At 60.0% G+C, this 22,652-nt stretch carries 19 protein-coding genes; 9 read left to right on the top strand and 10 right to left on the bottom strand.

The features are described from left to right. Positions 1-46: 46 nt before the first annotated feature. The gene (locus OHD62_RS20100; RefSeq protein ID WP_263785271.1) at positions 47-499 is read left to right on the top strand and encodes a nucleoside deaminase; all 453 of its coding nucleotides are present in this window, start codon (positions 47-49) and stop codon (positions 497-499) included. 40 nt (positions 500-539) lie between these two features. On the opposite strand, the gene OHD62_RS20105 is transcribed toward OHD62_RS20100, so the two are convergent. Next, positions 540-1,226, bottom strand: coding sequence for a hypothetical protein (locus OHD62_RS20105; RefSeq protein ID WP_263785273.1), 687 nt, complete (start codon positions 1,224-1,226; stop codon positions 540-542). Between the two features lie 191 nt (positions 1,227-1,417). Next, positions 1,418-4,408 (bottom strand): isoleucine--tRNA ligase, encoded by a 2,991-nt coding sequence (ileS, locus tag OHD62_RS20110; RefSeq protein WP_412177396.1) that lies wholly within the window; start codon positions 4,406-4,408, stop codon positions 1,418-1,420. 299 nt (positions 4,409-4,707) lie between these two features. Between ileS and OHD62_RS20115 the strand changes: the two genes are divergently transcribed. Together OHD62_RS20115 and OHD62_RS20120 are read left to right on the top strand one after the other, a co-directional pair. Beyond that, positions 4,708-5,130, top strand: a complete 423-nt coding sequence (locus OHD62_RS20115; RefSeq protein ID WP_263785276.1) for an MbcA/ParS/Xre antitoxin family protein — start codon at positions 4,708-4,710, stop codon at positions 5,128-5,130. 3 nt (positions 5,131-5,133) lie between these two features. After that, positions 5,134-5,568, top strand: coding sequence for an RES family NAD+ phosphorylase (locus OHD62_RS20120; RefSeq protein WP_263785278.1), 435 nt, complete (start codon positions 5,134-5,136; stop codon positions 5,566-5,568). Positions 5,569-5,571: 3 nt separating this feature from the next. Here the strand turns inward: OHD62_RS20120 and OHD62_RS20125 are convergent, their stop codons facing one another. Together OHD62_RS20125 and OHD62_RS20130 are read right to left on the bottom strand one after the other, a co-directional pair. Beyond that, the gene (locus OHD62_RS20125; protein ID WP_263785280.1) at positions 5,572-6,384 is read right to left on the bottom strand and encodes a MipA/OmpV family protein; all 813 of its coding nucleotides are present in this window, start codon (positions 6,382-6,384) and stop codon (positions 5,572-5,574) included. Positions 6,385-6,652: 268 nt separating this feature from the next. After that, positions 6,653-7,552 carry an alpha/beta hydrolase gene (locus OHD62_RS20130; protein ID WP_263785282.1) on the bottom strand — a complete coding sequence of 300 codons (900 nt, stop codon included), beginning with the start codon at positions 7,550-7,552 and terminating at the stop codon, positions 6,653-6,655. Between the two features lie 307 nt (positions 7,553-7,859). Here OHD62_RS20130 and OHD62_RS20135 point away from each other — a divergent pair, with 307 nt between their 5' ends. Continuing rightward, the gene (locus OHD62_RS20135) at positions 7,860-8,348 is read left to right on the top strand and encodes a DUF2165 domain-containing protein (RefSeq protein ID WP_263785284.1); all 489 of its coding nucleotides are present in this window, start codon (positions 7,860-7,862) and stop codon (positions 8,346-8,348) included. A gap of 361 nt (positions 8,349-8,709) precedes the next feature. Here OHD62_RS20135 and OHD62_RS20140 read toward each other — a convergent pair whose 3' ends face one another. The 4 genes from OHD62_RS20140 to OHD62_RS20155 all read right to left on the bottom strand — a co-directional run bounded on the left by OHD62_RS20140 (position 8,710) and on the right by OHD62_RS20155 (position 14,219). Beyond that, on the bottom strand, positions 8,710-9,780 hold the full coding sequence (locus OHD62_RS20140; protein ID WP_263785286.1) for an adenylate/guanylate cyclase domain-containing protein: 1,071 nt from the start codon (positions 9,778-9,780) through the stop codon (positions 8,710-8,712). Between the two features lie 3 nt (positions 9,781-9,783). After that, positions 9,784-10,275, bottom strand: coding sequence for a Rab family GTPase (locus OHD62_RS20145; RefSeq protein WP_263785288.1), 492 nt, complete (start codon positions 10,273-10,275; stop codon positions 9,784-9,786). A gap of 16 nt (positions 10,276-10,291) precedes the next feature. Next, positions 10,292-13,195 (bottom strand): OmpA family protein, encoded by a 2,904-nt coding sequence (locus tag OHD62_RS20150; protein WP_263785290.1) that lies wholly within the window; start codon positions 13,193-13,195, stop codon positions 10,292-10,294. 169 nt (positions 13,196-13,364) lie between these two features. Then, positions 13,365-14,219, bottom strand: a complete 855-nt coding sequence (locus OHD62_RS20155; RefSeq protein WP_263785293.1) for a hypothetical protein — start codon at positions 14,217-14,219, stop codon at positions 13,365-13,367. A 411-nt stretch (positions 14,220-14,630) separates the two neighbouring features. Between OHD62_RS20155 and OHD62_RS20160 the strand changes: the two genes are divergently transcribed. The 3 genes from OHD62_RS20160 to OHD62_RS20170 all read left to right on the top strand — a co-directional run bounded on the left by OHD62_RS20160 (position 14,631) and on the right by OHD62_RS20170 (position 17,668). Then, complete coding sequence (locus OHD62_RS20160) at positions 14,631-16,244, top strand: adenylate/guanylate cyclase domain-containing protein (RefSeq protein WP_412177397.1); 1,614 nt, start codon at positions 14,631-14,633, stop codon at positions 16,242-16,244. Between the two features lie 64 nt (positions 16,245-16,308). Next, positions 16,309-16,815 carry a superoxide dismutase family protein gene (locus tag OHD62_RS20165; protein ID WP_263785295.1) on the top strand — a complete coding sequence of 169 codons (507 nt, stop codon included), beginning with the start codon at positions 16,309-16,311 and terminating at the stop codon, positions 16,813-16,815. Between the two features lie 298 nt (positions 16,816-17,113). After that, positions 17,114-17,668: an HdeD family acid-resistance protein gene (locus tag OHD62_RS20170; protein WP_263785297.1), complete on the top strand. Its 555-nt coding sequence runs from the start codon at positions 17,114-17,116 to the stop codon at positions 17,666-17,668. Between the two features lie 2 nt (positions 17,669-17,670). On the opposite strand, the gene OHD62_RS20175 is transcribed toward OHD62_RS20170, so the two are convergent. Beyond that, positions 17,671-18,654 (bottom strand): bifunctional riboflavin kinase/FAD synthetase, encoded by a 984-nt coding sequence (locus tag OHD62_RS20175; RefSeq protein WP_263785299.1) that lies wholly within the window; start codon positions 18,652-18,654, stop codon positions 17,671-17,673. A gap of 58 nt (positions 18,655-18,712) precedes the next feature. Beyond that, the gene (locus OHD62_RS20180) at positions 18,713-19,573 is read right to left on the bottom strand and encodes a TIGR01459 family HAD-type hydrolase (RefSeq protein ID WP_263785302.1); all 861 of its coding nucleotides are present in this window, start codon (positions 19,571-19,573) and stop codon (positions 18,713-18,715) included. A gap of 309 nt (positions 19,574-19,882) precedes the next feature. On the opposite strand from OHD62_RS20180, the gene OHD62_RS20185 reads away from it, so the two are divergent. Together OHD62_RS20185 and OHD62_RS20190 are read left to right on the top strand one after the other, a co-directional pair. Further along, entirely contained in the window at positions 19,883-21,829 is a 1,947-nt protein-coding gene (locus tag OHD62_RS20185; RefSeq protein ID WP_263785303.1) for a TadE/TadG family type IV pilus assembly protein, read from the top strand. Positions 21,830-22,011: 182 nt separating this feature from the next. After that, a complete protein-coding gene (locus tag OHD62_RS20190) occupies positions 22,012-22,644 on the top strand; it encodes a LysE family translocator (protein ID WP_263785306.1) in 633 nt (210 codons plus the stop codon). Positions 22,645-22,652 lie beyond the last annotated feature (8 nt).

Here is a 22,652-nt window from a genome sequence, read left to right on the forward strand (position 1 = left end):
CAGGATCGGGCCTGAGTAGCGAGGAGATAATCGGAATGGAAACCGCGTGAAGCGGCCGGATTTCATGGCACTGGCGCTTGAGGAGGCCGAGGCCGCCGCCCTGCGCGGCGAAGTGCCGGTCGGCGCGGTGGTCGCCAGTGGCGGCACAGTCGTCGCCAGCGCCGGCAACCGCACCCGCGAGCTTGCCGATCCCACGGCGCACGCCGAAATGCTGGCGATCCGCGAAGCCTGCCGGAAGCTCTCCAGCGAGCGGCTTACCGGACATGATCTCTATGTCACGCTGGAGCCTTGCGCGATGTGCGCCGGCGCCATTTCCTTCGCCAGGCTGCGCCGGCTCTATTTCGGCGCCGCCGACGAAAAAGGCGGCGCGGTGGTCAATGGCGTGCGCTTCTTTGCATCACCCACCTGCCACCATGTGCCCGACATTTATCCGGGCCTGGCGGAAAGCGAAGCAGCCTTGCTGCTGAAGGATTTTTTCCGGGAGCGGCGCGAACCCTGAACGGGTCGGCGCCATCAACGCAACGAAGTGTCCGCGGTACTTACCAGGACGGCATCCAGTCGAACCAGCCGCTGCCGCTCTTGCTCTTGGCGGCCGCCTCCTTCTTGAGGCGACGTTCCTTCTTGTACTCGTCTTCGCCGAGGTCGTCTTGCGGCGCGGTGCCGGCGGCAACGCGATACTGCACCGGCGGTTCGCTGAGATATTTGCGGGTGGTCGGATCGCCCTGCTTGCTTTCGACAAGGCGGCGCTTGATCTCGTCGGCGCGGCCCTTGTCCGAATCCGCCGGTGACCAGGCCGGCGGGTGGCTGGAGGCCGAGTCCGCCATCGCCTTCTTCACCGAGGCCGGATCGGTCTGCACGTCATCGACGATCTGCGACTGGTAGGACGGGTCGTCCTGATGGGCGGTGGCATCGGCGCGCAGGCGGGCGCGGCGCTGCTCGGGCGATTCGGGCCAGTCGGCGCTCGCCGTCTCGATGCTTTCCTGGGGCGGCGGCAGGTTTTCCTTCTGCCCCGGCGCCGGCTTCACCAGTTCAGGACGCGGCTTGTAGTCGATCCGTTCCTTGCGCTGGGGAGAGATTGAAAAGGCGCTGGTCAGATCGCCGGCAAGCTGCGCGCCAGCGCTCTTGTCCGTTCCGTAGGTCGGTGAGCCCATGCAGCCGGAGAGGGCGAAGCCCGACACGACAAGCGGCGCCAGCAGCGCAATGCGCACGCAAGTTCTTTCGGTCATGCCAAAAAGTCCCACTCTAGACAGCCTCTCGATCGCCACCGGCCAAAGGTCCGGTCCCCATCGTCCATGCACTTGCGACGGAAATCCGGCGACAATTTGTCGGCCGGAGTTTCGCGTGTTTACCTCAACCACCCGTTAAGGGCAACGCGCGGGGGCTGATCAGCCGCCCGCCGTGGCACTTTTGCACCGGCTTATATACGACCAAGCGACTTCAACTCGTGCAAAACCGCGGCATCCCGTGCCGAAACATCGGGGAACTCCGCGTCGCTGCCGACATCGGCGGTATAGCGCCAGGAGCGCGCGCATTTGACCAGCCCCCTCGCCTCGGCCTTCTCGACCACCACGGCAACGCCCTTGACGTCGTCCAGCGTAAAGGCCTCTGCCGGCGCCTGGCCATGGACAATGACCAGGTCGCTGGTGATCGCCATCTCGGCCATATCGACATCTGAAATCGCTGCTTCCAGTGCCGCATCGTCGAGAGTGACGACCGGCACGGCTTCCAGCGAGGAACCGATGACCTTCTGGGCGCGCGCGATCTCGAGTGCGCCGGTAACGACACGGCGGACCTGCCGTACCTTGCGCCATTTCTCCGCCAGCGCCTCGTTCTTCCAGTCCGCCGGGATCTGCGGAAACTGGTCGAGATGCAGCGAGACAGCGTCGGGATGGCGGTCGAGCCAGGCTTCTTCCATGGTGAAGGGCAGCATCGGCGCCAGCCATTTCACCAGGCAGTCGAAGAGGTGGCGCACCACCTGCACGGAAGCCTTGCGCTTCACGCTGGACGGCGCGTCGCAGTAAAGCGCGTCCTTGCGGATGTCGAAATAGAAGGCCGACAGCTCGACCACCATGAAGTCGAGCAGGGCACGGGTGATGCGCTTGAACTCGAAGGCGTCGTAGCCTTGGCGCACCACCTCGTCGAGCTCGGCCAGCCGGTGCAGCATCAGCCGCTCCAGCTCCGGCATCTTGTCCAGCGGCACCTCTTCACCATCGTCATGGGCGAGCGTGCCCAGCATCCAGCGGATGGTATTCCTGAGTTTGCGGTAGGCGTCGATGTTGGTCTGCAGCACGTTCTTGCCGAGCCGCTGATCTTCCCAATAATCGGTCGTCACCACCCACAGCCGCAGGATGTCGGCGCCCGACTGCTTGATGACGTCCTGCGGCACGACGGTGTTGCCGAGCGACTTAGACATTTTGCGCCCTTCCTCGTCCATGGTGAAGCCATGGGTGACGACGGTGTCGTAAGGCGCCCTGCCCCTGGTGCCGCAGCTTTCGAGCAGCGAGGAGTGGAACCAGCCGCGATGCTGGTCAGAGCCTTCGAGGTAAAGGTCGGCCGGCCATTTCAGGTCCGGGCGATCCTCGAGCGTGAAGACATGGCTCGAGCCGGAATCGAACCAGACGTCGAGGATGTCCATCACCTGATGCCATTTCGAGCCATCGTGGTTGCCAAGGAAACGCTCCTTGGCGCCGGCGGCAAACCAGGCGTCGGCGCCCTCCTTCTCGAAGGCGTCCATGATGCGCTGGTTGACCGCTTCGTCCTTCAGCACATTGCCGTCCTCGTCGGCGAAGACGGCGATCGGCACGCCCCAGGCGCGCTGGCGCGACAGCACCCAGTCTGGGCGCTCCTCGATCATGGCGCGGATGCGGTTCTGGCCCGCCGCTGGCACGAAACGGGTGTCGTCGATGGCCTTCAGCGCGCGGCTGCGCAGCGTCGTACCATCGCCGAGATCCTTGTCCATATAAACGAACCATTGCGGCGTGTTGCGGAAGATGATCGGCTTCTTCGAGCGCCAGGAATGCGGATAGCTGTGCTTCAGCCGGCCACGCGCGAACAGCGCGTTGCGCTTGATCAGCTCGTCGATGACCGCCTGGTTGGCGTTGCCTTTCTTGCCGTTGTCGTCGATGACGCGCGCCGGCCCACCCTCGCGATCCGGACCAAAGCCCGGCGCGTCCTTGGTGAAGAAGCCGGCATCGTCGACGGGGAACGGGATCGCCGTGTCGATGCCGCGCGCCTGCAGATCCGATACGGCATCCGTCCAGGCATCGAAATCCTCACGGCCATGGCTTGGCGAGGTGTGAACGAAGCCGGTGCCGGCATCGTCGGTGACATGGTCGCCGGCGAGCATCGGTACAGGGAATTCGTAGCCACCGTTCAACCCCTTGAAGGGATGCGAAAGCGTAAGGCTTCCAAGCTGTTCGGCCGAAACGCTATGAAGACGATTCAAGGTGACTTTTGCCTTGGCGGCGGCATCCTCGGCCAGCGCGTCGGCGAAGATCAGCTTTTCGCCAGGCTGCGGGCCGAAGGCGTTCTCGGTCGCCGTCACCTCGTAGAGGCCATAAGCGACGCGTGGCGAATAGTTGACGGCGCGGTTGCCGGGGATGGTCCAGGGCGTCGTCGTCCAGATGACGACATGGGCCTCGAGCAAGTCGAGCGCGGTCTCGGTCAGCGTTGCCGGCTGCCCGTCTTCGGCGGTGATGATAGGCCGCGCGAGGCTGACGACGGGAAACTTCGCCCAGATCGTGTCGCTCTCATAATCCTGGTACTCGACCTCGGCCTCGGCCAGCGCGGTGCGCTCGACCACGCTCCACATGACAGGCTTGGAACCACGGTAAAGCTGACCCGACAAGGCGAACTTCAACAGCTCGCCGGCGATGCGCGCCTCGGCGTGGAAGGCCATGGTCGTATAGGGATTGTCGAAGTCGCCGACGACGCCCAGCCGCTGGAACTCGCCTCCCTGCACCTTGATCCAGTGCGCGGCGAATTCCCGGCATTCCTTGCGGAACTCGTTGACCGGCACCTCGTCCTTGTTCTTGCCCTTGGCGCGATACTGCTCCTCGATCTTCCATTCGATCGGCAGGCCATGGCAGTCCCAGCCGGGTACGTAATTCGAATCGTAACCGCGCATCTGGAACGAGCGGGTGATGACGTCCTTGAGTATCTTGTTCAGCGCATGGCCGATATGGATGTTGCCGTTGGCATAGGGCGGGCCGTCATGCAGCACGTATTTGGTGCGGCCGGCCGCAGTTTCGCGCAGCTTGCGATAGAGGTCCATATCCTGCCAGCGCTTGACCAGCAGCGGTTCCTTCTCGGGCAAGCCTGCGCGCATCGGGAAATCCGTCTGCGGCAGGTAAAGCGTCTTGGAATAGTCGATCGTTTCAACAGTATCGGTCATCGGGATGTCGGTCATTGGTCTGCCATCTGCATTGCCCGGCGGCAAAGGAGCTCGGGCGTTGAACTATCATGATCTGGAAAAAGCGCGAGAGGGCACGCGCAAGATTCCCGGCGGTTCCGGCGGCGCTCAGGCCGCCCGGAACCCCGGGCCGGTAATTCGTATCGCAATCGCCAAAGCGCCGACAAAGTACGTCATAATCGGGCTTTTAGACGAGGCCGGCCCCGTTGGAAAGCCCGAACTCGCTGGCACCCGCTTCCTTGCATCATGTGCCAATTGCGCCTATATCTTTGGGCAAATGGCAAGAGAGCCAAGACATGTCCAGCTTGCACATCAAGGTTCAGCCGAATCCAAGTCCAAAGGCAGAGCGTATCGGCGCCGCCATTTCGGACACCGCAACGGAACGATTTCTCGTCCATGTCACCAGGGTCGAAGGACTTCGCCAGCGTGGCTTCAGCAATGACGAAATCTATAAGATCGTCGCCCCGCGACGGACATTGGCGCGCCGCAGGGAGCGAAACGAGACACTGACGATCGCCGAGTCCGACCGCGTCATGCGGCTTGAACGGATTTCGGCGATGGCGGACCGGGTTTTCGGTAATCACGAAAAGGCGCAGCGTTGGCTGCGCAAGCACAGCAGGGTGCTTAACGAGACACCGATCAACCTCTTGCAGTCAGAAACGGGTGCAGCGCTGGTGGAAGAAGAGCTGCATCGCATCGACCATGGCATCTTCGCCTGACATATGCGGCTTTGGCGCATTTCCGGCTACGCCGACCTGCTGGGTGTCGGCGGTTTGGTCAGCGGCGGTCGTTGGCATGTCATGGGAATACCAATTGTCTACTGCGCCGATCACCCGGCCACCGCGCTTCTCGAGATTCTGGTCCATGTCGATGCGGAAGACATGCCCGAGACCTACCAGTTGCTGGAGATCGACGTGCCGGATGGCGTTGCCATCATGTCTCCCGGTTTGCCCGATGACTGGAAGGAAGATCTGGCCATGACGCGGCAGCTCGGCAGCGGCTTTGTCACGGCTGCCACTCACGCGGTCATGGAAGTCCCTTGTGCAATCGTCCCTTTCACAAGGAACTATCTCCTTAACCCGGATCTGCTGGCCCGCGACGGCATCCGTATTGTTGGCGTCACGACGCATCCGGTCGATACCCGATTGCTGGGATAGAGTTCACATCGAAAAGTCGAAGCGATAAGTGGTCGAGACGCCGATCGTGAACTGATTGCGGTCGCCGCGCTCCTTGACCAGGCTGGAATCGGCCGCCGGACCCATCAGGCGCGAATATTCGCCGAACAGGCTGGCCGTCATCGGCTCGGTCACCTTCCAGGTCACTGCGCCGCCAAGGCCCGCCGACTTCACGCCGCCGCCCGGATGGTATTCGCTGAGGCCGGAAGCCACGGCCTCCTCGGCGTTGACACCGTAATAGGCGTCGAAATAATCCGATGAGGCGAACGAAACGCGCGGCCCGCCCGAAATCCTGACTTCCGGCGTTACATCGTAAAAGGCGTCGGCGGCGATGTCGGCGACAAAGCCGTTATGGGCGCGGATGCCGTGCCGCAACTCGGCGCGAGCGCGCAGCCAGTCCAGCGGATAGAATTCGAAGAAGCCGCCGGCTTCGCCGCCCCAGCGTACCGGGTCGAGCCCTTTCAGTTCATCGGCATCGCCGCCATCGCGCGAAAACAGGAGCTTGCCGGTCAAGCCGGCGCGAACACCGCCATCGTCGATCAGCGCCAGCGAGATGTTGTCGTTGCGCGAGGTGAAGCGGGCCTGGGGGCCAGCCTTGCCGAGCGAGATGATCGGCTGGGCGGCAAGCATATAGCTCTTGCTGCCTTCGAAATCCGGGGCGACCAGGCCCGTGGCGCCGACGGTCAGATACCAATCGCCATGAAGCCAGCCGAAAGCGCCCTCGCCGGCTTCGGCGACACCAGCGGCCCCAAGTATGAAGGCGGCCAGAACCACCGGGATCGCTCGGACAGAACGCATCGTTACTCCATACGTCGAATACGTCGGCCGACACAACCAGCCTTCACAGAAGCCATGGCGCCAGTTCGGTAAAATTTGACTTAATATCCGTAACATCGGCGGCGATGGCCGGACTGTTCCGCATGGCAGCCAACGGCATGGCGCGCCACGATCCCGGATCAGGACGTCTGGAATGCGCCAGCTGCTGCCGTCTCGCTTTCCAGCCTGGAATGTCTCGGCTGCTGTTGGAATTTGGCAATAGCCGTATCCCTAGCTGCTCACCCAAGGGTTATAAATATTCGCGGACAAACGTGCCCGCGTTGTGAAGAGCGCGGCGACCGGCACTCAATCCCGCATTCCAAACCGGCCAGGCGTGAATCATATGCGGCCAAATTTCGAGACGTACTTTGACGTCAGCCGCGCCGGCGGCTTCCGCGAGCCGCGTTGCATCCGACAACAGCGTCTCGGCCGAACCGACTTGTATCAGCATTGGGGGAAATCCGCTCAGATCTGCGAACAAAGGCGAGATCAGGGGATCGCGCCGGCCAACGCCCTGGGAGACATAGGCTGTCGCCAGTTCCTCCAAATACGCCCGGTGGATGATAGGGTCGATCGCGTCCCTGGTTGATAGTGTCGCACCGGACATCGAAAGGTCCGTCCAGGGCGAGACCAGCCAAAGACATCGCGGCAACCGCTCGCCCGCCGCGCGCAATATGCTGACCAGACACAAAGTGAGGTTGCCGCCCGCACTGTCTCCGCCAACCACGATACGATCCGGCGCGATCCCTTGTCGGCTCAGAAAGTGCCATGCCGTGAGCGCGTCTTCATGCTGCGCAGGGAAAGGATGTTCCGGTGCGCGTCGATAGTCGATCGCAAGCGTGCGCATTCCCATTGCTCGACCTGCCTCGGTCACCATTCGACGATGACTTTTGAGCGAGCCGGAGCAGTAGCCACCACCGTGGAAAAAGAGCAGAACCTTATCCCTGTCACTCCCGGGCGCCAGTGACCACTCTCCCCCGAGGCCGTCGAAAACCACATCCTCGCATCGGATATCGTCGGCAATCGGCCACACCGAACCAACCTCGTCGAGCCGTGCCCGGCGTTCGTCCCAGCTCACCGGTCGTGGCTTTGACGTCAGCAAGTTGCGGATGGCGTTGATCTCTGTCAGATCGAGGTCGACATCGCTCATTTTGCTTCCCTGGTCTTATCAAGCTCAGAAAACGGCGGACAGCAGCCATACGTCATCGATAGGACGCCAAATGCCAGCTTGCAAATATAGCGACGAACCAATGCCACGATCATCATGCGATCCGTCAGAACCAACATCAGAGAGAAATCGCCCGGCGTCCGTGCCATAGTGGCACGGTGCACCCCGTGCGAGCCAATTTCGATTGGTCGACAGTGCAAGGTTCAGAAGAGGGGGAACTCCGATGCAAGACAATTCATACGCCGGAGCCGCTGCTGAGCGGCTTGTCAATCCGCGCAGCGTAGGACGATTGGCGCTGATCGTGATGGCACTGTTCCCCACCCTATGGGGTTTTCTCGGCCTGTTGAACGACGCCACCGACTTCAACGACACCCTGGTGAATGCCGTGAAGCCGATGATCGAAATGACCAACACCTATGGAAACCCGTGGCAGCAGTGGCGTGCAATCACCATGCCATGGGCTGCCCCTGTGGCCCTCGTCGGGATCATGGCCGTCGAGACGCTGGCAGGGGTATTTGGACTGGTGGGGCTTGTGCTCATGGTGCGCAAACTGGGCGGCAGCAGCACCGATTTCGCTCATGGCAAAGCGTGGATGATGCTGGGCTGCCTGTGCGCAATCCTGGTGTGGGGCATCGGCTTCATGGTCGTCGCCGGCGACTATTTCCTGTCATGGGAAGCCAAGACCATGCCACTTTCGAACCAGCTCGGAGGAACGATCTACTTTTTGCCCAACGCGCTCGGGCTGATCCTCGCTACACTGCATCGCGAGGATCACTGAGACCTGGTCATCGACCCCGTGACATGGCCGATGAGGATGCGCCCGGCGTTTGCGCCGCATTTGGAGGCAAGGTCAAAAGCCGACATGACCAGACGACCGCTTCGCGGCAAGATCTGCCCTTGTGACGGGTTTCATTGAACGACCGAAAAGGGCCGGAAGCAGTAGGTCCGCTTGTGGTACAGGGAAGAACGATAGCGGATGTTAGATCTCAGGATCCGATGTCCTGAGTTGACCCAGGATAGACCTTTGGCGGTCGCTCGGTGGTCGACTGCTTCGCGCACCTCTGCGAACATTCGAAACCATGATGTTTGACTAGCGTGAGATGCGATGCGCTCCGGGGTCGGCACTGCCAAGCGGCAAATCAGGCCTGGAGCCGCCACATTCGCACACGACCTGTGCCACGCAATTCCGTTTCCGCGAGTGGGTCGCAAGCAAAATCTGGTCCAAGCAGTTTGTGAGTTGCATCCGAAATACGGATTTCATCGGGCTCCGCGGACGTTTGAATACGGGCGGCGAGATTAACGGTCTCGCCCCACAGGTCATAGGCAAACCGCCTCTTGCCTATGACGCCCGCGACGATTGGTCCTGAGTGAATTCCAATTCTGAGTCTTAGCGGTTCTCCCGCGAAGCGTTCGAGCTTAACCGCCTTCCGCAGTTCAAGTGCATAGTGCGCAAGGGCTTCTGCATGATCGGATCGCGCGGCGGGCAGGCCAGCGACCACCATCACACAATCGCCGATTGTCTTGATCTTTTCGCAGCCGTATCGTTCCGAGAGCAGATCCGCCGCCTTGAAGAAGTAATTTAAAATAGCGAGCGTCGTCTCGGCTCCGACGCTCCGCGCTCTTTCCGTAAAGCCGACGATGTCGGCAAAAAGCACACTCACTTCTGCGTGGTTGTCTGCAATTTGTTCGTCCGCTTTTAACCGCTCCGCGATCGACGCCGGAAGAATGTTGAGGAGTAGGCTTTCGGCGCGCTGGTATTCACGCGACAATCCCTCTTGGCTCTCCCTCAACGCGTCGTTCGTCGATTGCAATTTCTCGTTGAGTTGACGCTCCCTCTCTTGCAGGAGCGTCATTTCATAAGCCTTCTGTTGAAGCCGCTGCCTATTGTCGCGTTCGGCAGTGGCGTCAAGAAAGAGCAGCCACACGCAGGCATTGTCAGCAAAAAGATGAAGGTCCGCGACACGCCCGCTGGGCAGTTCGACCATAGCCATATGATATGGAAGCTCAGGGCAAGGCAGCAAACCTTCCATGAATTCAATCTGCTCGGCAACAGGCTCACCAATGCGAAGTGATGAGAGTCCGTAATGTTTAACATTACCGCCCTTCGCAGCTACGCAAAGCTGGTCGTCAATTTTCAGATATGCGACAGAGTGCTCATTGTAGAAGAAATTGTAAATCCAGCTTCTGACTTCTTTTGGCAATCCACCCATGGTCTATTTGGTAACCATCGAAGCAAGCTGACGAAATGCATCATCAACATATTCGCCCGAAAGCGCACTTGTTAGATAGATTTGCCATCCAAGTTGCCTCAGTTCGTTAATCTCACTATCCGATATTGCCCATTGATCGGCCAGATCGGATTTGTTGAACAGCAATACAAACGGCATGGCGCCGAATTCGGCCTCGGCCCGCTCGCGCAGCGTGAGCGCCACGGCAAGAGTAGCGGCGCGGGTTCCATCGACGACAAGCACGAGCCCGGCCGCACCTCGCACATAGCTGACGCGGAATGAGCCGATATCGTCTTCGCCGGCCAAATCCCACAAAATCAGATCTACGGTTTTGTCTGGGAGTGCGACACTCTTCTTGTCGATTTTCACTCCCACCGTGGTCAAGTAGGCTTCCGAAAAGATGCTTTGCACAAACCTGCGAACCAGACTCGTCTTTCCGACAGCGAACCCGCCCAACATGCAGATCTTTTTTTGCAACGTCCTGGGCTCCGCACTAGTCTAGGTTCACCGTAACCGAAACCCGGCGATTGGTGGAGCTCCCAGTTCGACTATTTTCAGGCACCGCCGGCTCAAAGGTGCCCGCGCCCCGAACCTGCAGCAGTTCCGGAGCGACGCCGCGCTTGTTGAGAAGCGCACGAACTGTCTCGGCGCGGGCGGCACTGATCGACACATTAGCCGTCTCACGGCCCACGGCGTCCGAATGGCCGGTCAACATGAACCGCGCTGTCACGCCTGACTTGCGGGCATTTTGGGCGAATTCCTTTAATTGATCCGCCAATCTGTCGAGAACCGGCGTCTGTTCAGGTCCCGGCACAACCCTGCCGGAATAGAAGAAAATAGCGGTCGCCTGGATGGCCTCTCTCAAATGGTTGAGTTCCGCAAGGCTCAGCTCACGCAGCTGTGAGACATCCAGAGTCACTCCGTCCTCGGACAGCTGCTGAGCGGCGGCCCGCGCCCGGTTGATCCAGGCGGCAGGAGCCTCACCCACGACAACGATGCGATCCTGGATGATCGAGAGCTGAACCGATTTCGGCGGGGTCAGCGACGCCGTCAGCCGCTTCACCACGAACTTCGGATCAAGGCTCTGATAGAATTGCCATTGCGCATGAACGCGGGCAGGATCAACCTGCGTTCCGGACAGCAGAGCTTGCGGGTCGGCGGCAAGCGGGTCTCTCAGGCCGGAAATGTAGAAATGTCCGCTCCTCACCGTTTGTTGGGCGACGATGATTCCCGGTTGGGCCTCAAGTCGCGACACATAATGCTGCCAGTGCTCCGCCGCGCGTGCTTCGGGGCTCACATCACGAACCCTGGAGATGTCGAATTCCGGTCCGCCTGCCGAAAGCTGTCGGGCCGCTGCGCGCGCCCGATCTATCCAGGTGTCGGGAGCCTCACCCTCGGCAACGATGCGATCCTCGACGATCGAAAGCCGAACCGATTTCGGCGGGGTCAGCGATGCCGTTAGCCGCTTCAACACAAACTCCGGCTCAAGGCTCTGATAGAATTGCCAGTCTGAATGAACGCGGGCAGGATCGACCTGCGTTCCGGACAGCAGAGCCTGCGGGTCGGCGGCAAGCGGGTCTCTCAGGCCAGTAATATAGAATTGGCCATCGCGCATCTTTTGTTGGGCAACGATGATGCCCGGCTGGGTCCCCAGTTGCGACACATAGGCCTGCCAGCGCTCCGCCGCGCGTGCTTCGGGGCTCACATCACGAACCTTGGAGATGTCGAATGCCGGTCCGCCTGCCGAAAGTTGTTGGGCGGCGGCCTGCGCCCGGTTGATCCAGGTGTCTGGAGCCTCACCCTCGGCAACGATGCGATCCTTGACGATCGAAAGTCGTACTGAATCCGGCGGGGTCAGCGATGCCGTTAGCCGCTTCAACACGAACTCCGGCTCAAGGCTCTGATAGAATTGCCAGTCTGAATGAACGCGGGCAGGATCGACCTGCGTTCCGGACAGCAGAGTTTGCGGGTCGGCGGCAAGCGGGTCTCTCAGGCCGGTAATATAGAATTGGCCATCGCGCATTTTTTGTTCGGCAACGATGATGCCCGGCTGGGTCTGCAGTCGCGACACATAGGCCTGCCAGCGCTCCGCCGCGCGTGCTTCGGGGCTGACATCACGAACCTTGGAGATGTCGAATGCCGGTCCGCCTGCCGAAAGTTGTTGGGCGGCGGCCCGCGCCCGATCTATCCAGGTGTCGGGAGCCTCACCCTCGGCAACGATGCGATCCTCGACGATCGAAAGTCGTACTGAATCCGGCGGGGCCAGCGACGCCGTTAGCCGCTTCAACACGAACTCCGGCTCAAGGCTCTGATAGAATTGCCAGTCTGAATGAACGCGAGCGGGATCGACCTGCGTTCCGGACAATAGCGACTGCGGGTCGGCGGCAAGCGGGTCTCTCAGGCCGGCAATAAAGAACTGGCCATCGCGCATTTTTTGCTCGGCGACGATGATGCCCGGCTGGGTCCCCAGTCGCGACAGATAGGCCTGCCAGCGCTGCCCGGATTGCCAGGAAAGAAAGAACCAAGCGCCTGCCGGAACCAAAACCAGCAGGACTGCGGCTACCACCAGCCACGGAAATCCCTGATTTGAATCCTCCTGCTTCAGTTCAACACAGGTCTGTAACTGCGTCTCTACGGCCGCCAATTGCGAACTGTCGCCGTCAAACTGCTCTAAAGCCTGTGAGGATTCATCATGGATGCGAAGCAATACATCGCGAATTATTTCATGTAATTCCTCAGGCGGATTTCCGCGGATCACCGCAACCAAGGTCGCAAACGGGCCAACTTCCGACCAGAGACGAAGCTCCCCGAAACGGATAGTGTCCAGGCCGCTCTGTTCTTTCTCGTTGAACGAGTCCTTTACAAAATCTTGAATCGCACTAAGCATCGAAGAAATTAGTTGAGGGTCTTCGCTCGTTGCGTTTTCGGCAGTTACATGCGCAATCAAAAGCCCGGAATTGCGGTTAATGAGAAAGACGTGCTCTACACGATAGACAAGAGAATGCTTAAGGACAACTTCTGAAAAGCTTGTGCCCGTTCTCCAAGCTTCAAGTCTCCACTTAAGTCCACGCCAGGTAAATATATGTCTTAAAGATTCATTCAGCGACTGAAAGGTCTGGTCGATCTTCTCGCCGATCGACTTGCGAATAGCCGGCAGAAACACCGGATACAATATATCCGTTAGCGTGCGGGGGCTCTTCTGGATGGACCGTTGCACGGCCCTCTCGACAGCTGGCGCAAGGGCCTCGCCGAGTTGCGCATGAGCCGCACGTGCGGCTGCACTGGGGAGAACGTCCCCCACTGCGGCCGCAAGCTGCTCAGGTTCGTCGAGCAGGTGCGCAACTCGTGAAAGCTCAGAAATTTCGCGGCCGACCAGCAACTGGCGCAGCGTTTCCATGCGAGGATCGGCGGTTGGAACTCCGTCGACACGCACACGATGGTCCGGATCAACATTCCGGGCAATTTCGACCAACAGACTAGCCAGAGCAGCGCGATCAATCCCGGTATCGTTCGAAGCTGCTCTTTTAGGAAGGCTGATTGGGTCGACGGTCGACGTCAAGTTCCGATCAACTCACTTTCCAGCTACGTTCCGAGTTGTTTTTGCTGCCGACGGGATCCTGATTTAGACATTTTGCAACCTCGACAAACAGGCCAGCCAAAAGATTTCGGTCGGTCTTGACGTTGCTGAGATCGGAAAACATTTTCTCGATTAGCATCTGAACGCTTTCATTCTTCTGCTTGATTTCCTCACGCAGCAAATGATCGTTTCGATTCATCCGGTCCGCAACTTCGCGCTCAAGCTCGCTCAATTGATCCGACAACGCGCGCACCTGCTTTTCAAGTGCCTGGTTTTGCTCGCGAAGATTCCGGTCAATCTCCTTGTCGGCGTCGGCTCGTGCATCTTTTTCGTTCCGCAATTGCCCCGCAAGCGAATCGACCTGCTTCTTTGCATTTGACTCGTACGTTTCAAGATTGCGCTTGGCCTCGGATTCGACATCCTTGAAGCGCTGCAAGACCCGTTCTTCAAGCTTGGAAAAGCGGCGGTCATAGTCCTGCATCTGGTTGCCGAACAGCAGATCACGTATCTTGTCGACACCTACAGCGTCGCCGGACGCCCCGCTCTCGCGAGCCTGGCCGCCCATGAAGTTCAGCCCGTTTCCCTCTGCGTTACTTATCAGATTTACGTCCGCTTTATTTGCTGAAGAAGCGGCATTCGAAGATTCCTTGGCCATCTTTGCGCCCCACTTGCCACAGTGTAAAACCCAGAAACAGATAAATATGTCAGCAAAATACCCGGCCCGCAAGCCGGAATCTTCTTGGCTTAAGCCGATACGAGCGTCCCTTTTTTGTGTCCCGGACCAGCAACAAATGAACGAGTTTCGATTGGTGTCGCGCTTGTACCTCTTTGTGATAGTGGCCATGACCGACTAATCCAATCGACCATTGTACACAATCTACTACCGAAAAGAGTAATACAAAAATCAGGCTATAGCTACTGGGGCGCAATTAAGTAGCGCAAACTCATTAGAATAGTCTAAATTAGCTGCTCTGGCGACGCATATACTGCCTCATACCCGGCGGTATACTGCGACCATCAGCTTGCGGGCCTAACCGCTAGAAGGAAGGTCTTCTTTCGGACGGGGAATGGCTGTTCGAGAACGCAGGGGGCAACGACTGTTATGAGGCGCAAAGCTGCCGCATGCGCGGGCGCATAAGATGCACTCAGACACCTTGTAACGTGCGCGATTCCAGCGCGCGCCTTAGCGACACAATCTCGGAACTAATTTCATGCAATCTTGCGCGGCAACCTCAGCTAACCAAGGGTCATTGCCGTGACCAGCGCGCAACCGGCTTCAGAGGGAAATAACAACGTGCGGGAGCGTCGCATCTGGCCGGCTGCGATCGCAGTGATCCTTCTCCTGGTGGCGCTTCCAGTTGCTGTCGTCCTCGACCTGCGTGACTTCACGCATCAACTATCCGAACGTCAAGCGAACGACATCAGCAAGATCATAACTGACATTCGCACGTTCTACGCCAATGACGTGGTCGGGCGAATCCTCCAAGCGGACCCGCATACGAAAATCACCGCGACAGATAACTACCGCGACGTTGCTGGGGCGATTCCAATTCCAGCGACGTTCTCACTGGAAATCGGGCGTCTCACCAGTTCGCGTGACAACACTGTCCGGTACGAATTTGTTTCCGACTATCCGTTCGCCGGGCGGCCTCCACACAATCTTGATGACTTTCAATTGAAGGCATTGGCATCGTTTCGTGCCGACCCGAATGTTCAAACGCTTGAGGCGACGGAAGGTGGCTGGAGTCCGACCGTTCGGCTGGCTTCGCCGATCCGTATGACCGCCCCCTGCGTGGCATGCCACAACTCGCATGCGGACAGCCCAAAGAAGGATTGGAAGGTCGGTGATGTCAGAGGGATTCAAGCTGTGTCTGTCTCGCAGCCCCTGTCTCAAGGGTCGATCGGCTTCCACTATCTCTTCGCATATTTTGCGGCCGCCATAGCCACTGGAGTTGCATTCATCGTAATGCAGTGGCGGCAGTCGCGCGAACTCGCCCTGGTCAACGGCGAACTGAAGGAGGCCAACAACTTCTTGGCAACGGTGTCGCTTAAGATCGCAAAATATCTCTCACCTGAGATCTACAAAAGTGTGTTCAGCGGCGAGCGCGACGTGAAGGTGACTGCAGAGCGGAAGAAACTGACCATCTTCTTCTCCGACATCGTGGATTTCACTGCCACGACCGAGCGTATGCAACCTGAGGAACTGACCGCCCATCTCAACGAGTATCTAACCGAGATGTCGCATATCGCCATTTCTCATGGCGCCACCGTGGATAAGTTCATCGGCGATGCCATTCTCGCGTTTTTCGGCGACCCGCAGACGCTTGGCCCGCGCGAAGACGCACGTGCATGTCTGCGTATGGCCTTGGCCATGCAAAAGCGTTTGGAGTACCTGCAAGTCAAATGGCGGCAGCAGGGCATCGAGCACCCCTTCCGTGTCCGGATGGGAATAAACACCGGCTACTGCAATGTCGGCAACTTCGGCAGTGACGATCGTATGGATTACACCATCATCGGCGCCGAAGCTAACCTCGCTGCTCGGCTGCAGAGCATTGCACCGGCCGGCGGAATAATGCTCAGCTACGAAACATATGCCAACGTACGGGACATGGTCGATGCGTCGGCAGGTGAGCAGATCAGCGTGAAGGGGATCAGCAGACCGATCGTGCCTTATTTGGTGCGGGGTGTCCGGGAACAGTTGCGCGACGACACTGTCATAACGGAAATGGACGAGGGCATGTCGTTGACGCTCGATACCGCCGGGCTCGACCCCGCCAGGGCTGCGCGGCTGCGCGACAAACTTCAGTCGGCGTTAGCTCAACTCGAGGCTAAGTTGACTGTGCCTTCTCCAAAGGAAACGAGCGGTTAGCGTATTGGGGGCCGTTTACGGCCCCGACGACCGGCGAGCAGATGAAGCAGTTAGGGCTAGAAAGATGAAGACTATTTTATTCGCGGTCACTCTCGCGGCAACGGCAACAGTGGCAATCGCGCAAGACGCGGAAACCGTGACCGTCGGTTTCGTCGATGCGGCGGGCAAAGACAACGGAACAGCTCAGCTGACGGCAACGCCAAGGGGCTTGCTGATCGAGCTTGAAATCACCGGCCTACCTTCCGGCCAGTGGGTAGCTTTTCATGTCCACGAGACCGGCTCTTGCGACCACAATTCGGGGCACGAGTCCGCTGGCGGTCATTTCAATCCCGGGGGAAAGGAACATGGCTTCTTGAGCGAACATGGTTCGCACGCCGGGGATATGCCAAATCAATACGTAGGGGCAGACGGGATATTGCGCGCACAGGTCTTTAACGACCAGGTTGAACTCAATCGAGGCAAGACCGGTATCCTTGGGCGTGCGTTGATGATCCACGCCCAGGCGGACGATTACCAAAGTCAGCCTTCTGGAAGCGCAGGTAAGCGACTGGCTTGTGGTGTCATTGACTAGCTGGGTCGCTGGAAGGCGTCGAGCTGCGTGAACCTCTGGGCAAAGCTACCTGCGGCCCCTGCAATAGCGATGTCTGCTTTAGGCGCGTGAAGGGACCGCAGGAATGACCTATTGAACTCACCGGCGCAAACCAACCTTTCCCGAGTGAGTTCGCAACGGCCGCTCTGGTCCAAAGCGGACGTCTGGCGCGCGGATCACTCGGAGTGTGGCGCTCGCGGCTTGCTCGCTTTACGGGCAAGCTTATCGGCGTTACCCTCCAAGCCGGCAAAAGGCCAGGTAACCTTGAGGGAGAAGGGCGATGACACTGCACGGCGATGCCTTGAAGGATGCAATCAGCCAGACGAAGGCGAAATGGGGATGGTTCGTCGCCCTCGGCGTGCTGCTTTTGATCTTCGGCGGCATTGCCTTCGGCAATCTGTTCATCGCCACGGTCGCCTCGGTCTATGTCGTCGGCTGGCTGATGCTGATGGCCGGCGTCATCGAGATCATCCATGCCTTCGGCGTCAAGACATGGGGCCGCTTCTTCTACTGGTTGCTTAGCGGACTTCTCTATGCTGTGGCCGGATTCTTCGCCTTCTACAATCCGCTGCTGGCCTCGGCCGTTCTGACTTTCCTGCTGGCGGTCGCCCTTCTGGCTTCAGGGGTGCTCAGGGCCTGGGTCGGCTACAAGCACAAGCCAGGACAAGGCTGGGGCTGGCTGGTCGCGGCCGGCGTCATCACCGCGCTGGCTGGCCTGGTCATCGCCATGGGCTGGCCGGTCAACAGCCTGTGGGTGCTGGGGTTGTTCCTGGCCATCGACCTGATCTTCCAAGGCTGGAGCTTCATCGCCATCGGACTTGCACTGAAGAAGTAGGCTCAGAAAGCAATGGCGGCGTCGAGCTCGGAAAGCGGGCTGACGCCGGCAAGCAGCGCCCTCGCCTCGGCCTCGTCGCGCTTCATCTGCGCGACCAACGCGTCGAGCCCGTCGAACTTCACCTCTGAGCGCAGGTAGCCGAAGAAGGACACCGCGCAGATCTCGCCGTAGAGATCGCCGGAAAAGTCGAAGACGAAGGTTTCCAGAAGCGGTGCGCCATTGTCGTCAACGGTCGGCCGGCGGCCGAAACTGGCGACGCCGTCATACAGCGTGCCATCGGCGCGGCGGAAGCGAACGGCATAGATGCCTTCCCTGAGGGTCGCTTCCGGTGAGAGCCTCATATTGGCGGTCGGAAAGCCCAGCGTGCGGCCAAGCTGCTGGCCGCCGATCACTTCGCTTTCAACCGTGAAGCGGTAGCCGAGCAGGCCGGCGGCCTCGGCCACCTCGCCCTCGCAGAGCAATGTGCGGATGCGGCTCGACGACACCACCTCGGCGCCTTCGTCTCGGAAAGCGTCGACCAGGGTGACGCCGAAGCCGTGGCGTTCGCCGGCCGCCATCAAATAGGCCGGGCCGCCTTGCCTGTCCTTGCCGAAATGGAAATCGAAGCCGGTCACGGCATGGCTGATGCCGAGATTCCGGTCCAGCACGTCGGTCACGAAGGCTTCCGCCGACAAGGAAGCGAAGTCACGCGTGAATGGCTGTTCGACGAGCGCGGCAAAGCCCAGAAGCGATAAAAGCCGCGCCTTCATCGGCGGCGGCGTCAACACGAACAGCGGGATGTCGGGCCGGAACACCTTTCGCGGATGTGGCTCGAAGCTCAGCACCAGGGCCGGCACGCCGTGTCGCCTCGCTTCGGTGAGCGCGCGTTCGAGCACAGCCTGATGGCCGCGGTGAACGCCGTCGAAATTGCCGATCGCCACCACGCCGCCGCGCAAACCGGGCGGCAGCGGCGAGGTTGCGGAAATGCGTTCGAAGGCTTCGGTCATTTCGAGGCTTCCATGGGAGCGACCCTATTGTAGTCTCGGCCCTATTGTAGTCTCGGGCCTACTGCAGTTTCGGAATGACCGCGACCGGCTGGTAGCCATGCTTTTCCAGAAAGGCGGCGAGCCTGGCCGGATCCGGCTGCAGCGGATCGCCATAGTCGCGGGCGTGGATGCCGCCGGATACGTAGAGCACATCGAAACCATTGTCGGCAGCGCCCTTGATATCGGTCATCATGCCATCGCCTATGGCCAACACTTCCGAGCGCTCGACCGGGCGGCCGAGCAATTCGGCAATCTCCTTCAGCGCGACATCATAGACCGGCGCATAGGGCTTTCCCGCAATCAGCGTGCGTCCGCCAAGCTGGGCATAGTCGCGGGCGAGTGCCCCGGCGCACCAGATCATCCGCTCGCCGCGCTCGACCCAGATATCGGGATTGGCGCAGATAAACGGCAGATTCCTGGCGCGCAGCCGCCGCAGGAGATCGGCATAGTCTTCCGGCTTTTCCACCTCGTCGTTGAACAGGCCGGTACAGACCACGCCTGAAGCCTCGAACTCCTCGACCAGATCGACGTCGAGACCGTCATAGAGTGTGAAATCGCGGTCGGCGCCGATATGGAAGATTTTTCGCGGACCCTCCGCAATCAGGTCACGGGTCACGTCACCGGAGGTGACGACGCGGTCATAGGCGTCGGCCGGAACGCCGATCGCGTTCATCTGCGTCACCACGTCGGCGCTTCGGCGCGGAGAGTTGGTGATGAGAACCACGGGCATTTTCATCGCGCGTGCGGTGGCCAGCGCCTCGGCCGCCGCGGGGAAATGCCATTCACCATTGTGGACCACGCCCCACACATCGCAAAGGATAGCCGCGTAGGCTGCCGACAAATCCGCGAGCGAGCCGATGATGTCAGGCGAATGCGCCATACCACTTTTCCCAGGGTCATGATGTTTGCAGAAGCCGCAGCCGACGGTCCGCCGCAGTCGGGTCTGGATTAGCTGAAGCTCTTAACCCTGTCACCAGTTTTCGCCAATGGCGGCTGGCATCGACATGAACGCTCCGTCCATTCAAAGCGACCATCTCGCCTACGGGGGATCAGGAACGGCCAAGTGCCGGGAAATAGTTAACCGACTTTGAAAAGACGAGCTGATCTTGGATATATTTTAGCAATCTGAAATTTAGTGATCGATGGCATTGTTCCGGCAGTAACTGGGCTTGCTGGGGCAATCAAGAACATGTTGGGCAAATTCTGGCGGGATCAGCGCGGCAACTACGCGCTGATGACGGTCATCACCATGGTGCCGCTGATGGGCGGGCTGGCACTCAGCATCGACTACTCGCAACTGCTTCGCCAGAAGCAGGACGCGCTCAACGCCCTGGACGCAGCTGGCATCGCCACCGCTCAGCAGCTCGTCTCCGGCGCGAGCGACAGCGACGCCAAGGCCTATGCCAAGAATTTCTTCGAAGCCAATCTCGCCTATGTCAATCCGGCGGATACGGTGCTTACCGTCACCTTGCCCAACAACAATGCAGGCGGCGGCACGCTGAAGCTCTGCAGCACCCTGACATACCATCCCTATCTTCTGCCGGCCGCTGCCATGCTGATCGGCGGGACCGCCAAGGACACAAGCTATACGGCGTGCTCGGACATCCGCCTCAAGAACACGCTGGAAGTCGCCCTCGTGCTCGACAATTCCGGCTCGATGGACTACCTGGGCTCCGGCACCGGCCAGAAGCGGATAGACCTGCTGAAGGCGGCCGCCAAGCAGCTTGTCGGAACGCTGGCGCTGCAGGCGCAGCAGATGAAGCAGATCAGCAAGCCGGTGCAGTTTTCCCTCGTGCCATTCGCCGCATCGGTCAATGTCGGGCCCACGCATGATCAGGATAGCTGGATGGATCAGGACGGCATCTCCCCGATCCAGCATGAGGATTTCGACTGGACGACGATGACCGCGGCGAATGATCCAGACAAATACGCGGAGAAGACCGGCGGCGTCTGGTACAAGCGCGGCAGCGGCTGGGGCGATACCGAAAACCAGGCGCTGACCCGCTTCAGCCTGTACGCCGACATGACGGTCGAATCCGGCCGCGAAGAGGTACCCAATACGAGGCAATATGTCTGCGACAAATACAAGAGAAATGGCACCTGTGACGACGGCCATTGGACTGCGGAATATATCTACACCACCAGCCGCTATGCGAGCTGGCAGGGTTGCGTGGAGGCGAGGCCGTATCCGTACAATGACGACGACACGACGCCCGATACCGCCAGCCCGGCAACGCTGTTCGTGCCAATGTTCGCACCGGACGAGGCCGGCACGCTGTGGCGCGATTTCAACCGCGATGGCGTCGATGATGTCACCGCCCTTTCCTATAATTACGGCAACAACTGGTGGGCCGACTGGCCCTACATCGCCGATCCGACCGCCGCGCAGCGGCAATCGGACATGCGCAAATATTTCCTGGTCAAGCCCTACGGCTCGAAGTCGGCTAACGCGGGCGATGGTCCGAACTCTTCCTGCACGACCAACCCGATCACGCCCCTGAAGGACGTGAGCCAGCTTGCCGAGAAACAGGAGATCGAGAACGCCGTAGACGCCATGGCGCCGAACGGCAACACCAACGTGCCGGAAGGACTGGCCTGGGGCTGGCGGACGGTGTCTAGCAACGAACCGTTCACGCAGGGGCGGCCGAACAACGAAAGAGGCAACGACAAGGTGGTCATCGTCTTGACCGACGGCGCCAACACCTATAGCGCCGTCAGCGACAGCAACTATGCCAACAACAGGTCGACCTACGCCGCCTACGGCTACACCGGCCTGACATATCCGGGGTCGGGAGGTGTGACCCGGCTGTTCATGAACACCAGCGACGGTGTCGGCAAGACCACCTATACCAGCGGCAACTACACCGCCGCGCTTGACGAGCAGATGCAGACCCTTTGCACCAATGCGAAGAATTCGAACATTCTCGTCATGACCGTGGCGCTCGACCTGTCGGCCACCGACGACAAGAATGCGCTCGACGCGCTGAAGAAATGTTCATCGGACTCGCGCTTCCGCAAGGATGCGACCGACTCGACCAAGCCAGCCAAGCTGTTCTGGAACGCGACCGGGGCAACGCTGTCGGACAATTTCAAGGAAATCGCCAACGAATTGTCCAACCTGCGCATCGTCGGCTGAGCGTTCGCGAAGACTGACAGATTAGGACGGTTGGAGGGATAGCGCCCCGGCCGTACAGAGGGGCGCGCGAAGGATCGCCAGCCCAACATCGATGCGTCACTGGCGCAACGGCTGGCGCCGCCAAGCTCTTGTGGGTTCTTTCCAGGCAGGGCACGTGTCAGGTACTTCCCGGAGACGCCTCGATGCCCGAAACCGCCAACCATCTCGCCTTCGCGCTGGTCTGCCTCGGCATGGTGCTGACGCCCGGCCCGAACATGATCTATCTGATCTCGCGCTCGTTGTCGCAAGGGCCGAAGGCCGGACTGATCTCGCTCGGCGGCGTGGCGCTCGGCTTTCTCTTCTACGTGCTGGCGGCCGCCTTCGGCATCACGGCACTGCTGCTTGCCATACCTTTCGCCTATGATGCGCTGCGCCTTGCCGGCGCGCTCTACCTGCTATGGCTTGCCTGGCAAGCCGTGAGGCCTGGCGGCCGCTCACCGTTCCAGGTTCGCGAACTGCCGAAGGACAGGCCGCGCAAACTGTTCGCCATGGGCTTGATGACCAACCTGCTCAACCCCAAGGTGGCGGTGCTCTATCTGTCGCTGCTGCCGCAGTTCATCAGTCCCGGCAAGGGCCATGTGCTGTCGCAGCTTCTGGTGCTCGGCACCACGCAGATCGCCATCAGCCTCACCGTTAACGCCATCATCGCGGTGACGGCCGGTTCGATCGCCGTCTTCCTTGCCGGCAGGCCGCTCTGGCTGGTGATCCAGCGCTGGATGATGGGCACGGTGCTGACCGCGCTTGCCCTGAGGATGGCGACCGACGCGCAGCGTTGAGGACAAGC

This window comes from Mesorhizobium sp. YC-39, assembly GCF_025753795.1.
Taxonomy (GTDB): Bacteria; Pseudomonadota; Alphaproteobacteria; order Rhizobiales; family Rhizobiaceae; genus Mesorhizobium.

What these genes read in the sequence shown, in the direction of transcription:
- OHD62_RS20120 (WP_263785278.1), top strand. Translation starts at nt 5,134, where the DNA reads ATGCGGCTTTGGCGCATTTCCGGCTACGCCGACCTGCTGGGTGTCGGC.
- OHD62_RS20185 (WP_263785303.1), top strand. Translation starts at nt 19,883, where the DNA reads ATGTTGGGCAAATTCTGGCGGGATCAGCGCGGCAACTACGCGCTGATG.
- OHD62_RS20190 (WP_263785306.1), top strand. Translation starts at nt 22,012, where the DNA reads ATGCCCGAAACCGCCAACCATCTCGCCTTCGCGCTGGTCTGCCTCGGC.
- OHD62_RS20180 (WP_263785302.1), bottom strand. Translation starts at nt 19,573, where the DNA reads ATGGCGCATTCGCCTGACATCATCGGCTCGCTCGCGGATTTGTCGGCA.
- OHD62_RS20165 (WP_263785295.1), top strand. Translation starts at nt 16,309, where the DNA reads ATGAAGACTATTTTATTCGCGGTCACTCTCGCGGCAACGGCAACAGTG.
- OHD62_RS20175 (WP_263785299.1), bottom strand. Translation starts at nt 18,654, where the DNA reads ATGACCGAAGCCTTCGAACGCATTTCCGCAACCTCGCCGCTGCCGCCC.
- OHD62_RS20125 (WP_263785280.1), bottom strand. Translation starts at nt 6,384, where the DNA reads ATGCGTTCTGTCCGAGCGATCCCGGTGGTTCTGGCCGCCTTCATACTT.
- OHD62_RS20140 (WP_263785286.1), bottom strand. Translation starts at nt 9,780, where the DNA reads ATGGGTGGATTGCCAAAAGAAGTCAGAAGCTGGATTTACAATTTCTTC.
- OHD62_RS20115 (WP_263785276.1), top strand. Translation starts at nt 4,708, where the DNA reads ATGTCCAGCTTGCACATCAAGGTTCAGCCGAATCCAAGTCCAAAGGCA.
- OHD62_RS20150 (WP_263785290.1), bottom strand. Translation starts at nt 13,195, where the DNA reads ATGGAAACGCTGCGCCAGTTGCTGGTCGGCCGCGAAATTTCTGAGCTT.
- OHD62_RS20105 (WP_263785273.1), bottom strand. Translation starts at nt 1,226, where the DNA reads ATGACCGAAAGAACTTGCGTGCGCATTGCGCTGCTGGCGCCGCTTGTC.
- OHD62_RS20155 (WP_263785293.1), bottom strand. Translation starts at nt 14,219, where the DNA reads ATGGCCACTATCACAAAGAGGTACAAGCGCGACACCAATCGAAACTCG.
- ileS (WP_412177396.1), bottom strand. Translation starts at nt 4,408, where the DNA reads ATGACCGACATCCCGATGACCGATACTGTTGAAACGATCGACTATTCC.
- OHD62_RS20170 (WP_263785297.1), top strand. Translation starts at nt 17,114, where the DNA reads ATGACACTGCACGGCGATGCCTTGAAGGATGCAATCAGCCAGACGAAG.
- OHD62_RS20130 (WP_263785282.1), bottom strand. Translation starts at nt 7,552, where the DNA reads ATGAGCGATGTCGACCTCGATCTGACAGAGATCAACGCCATCCGCAAC.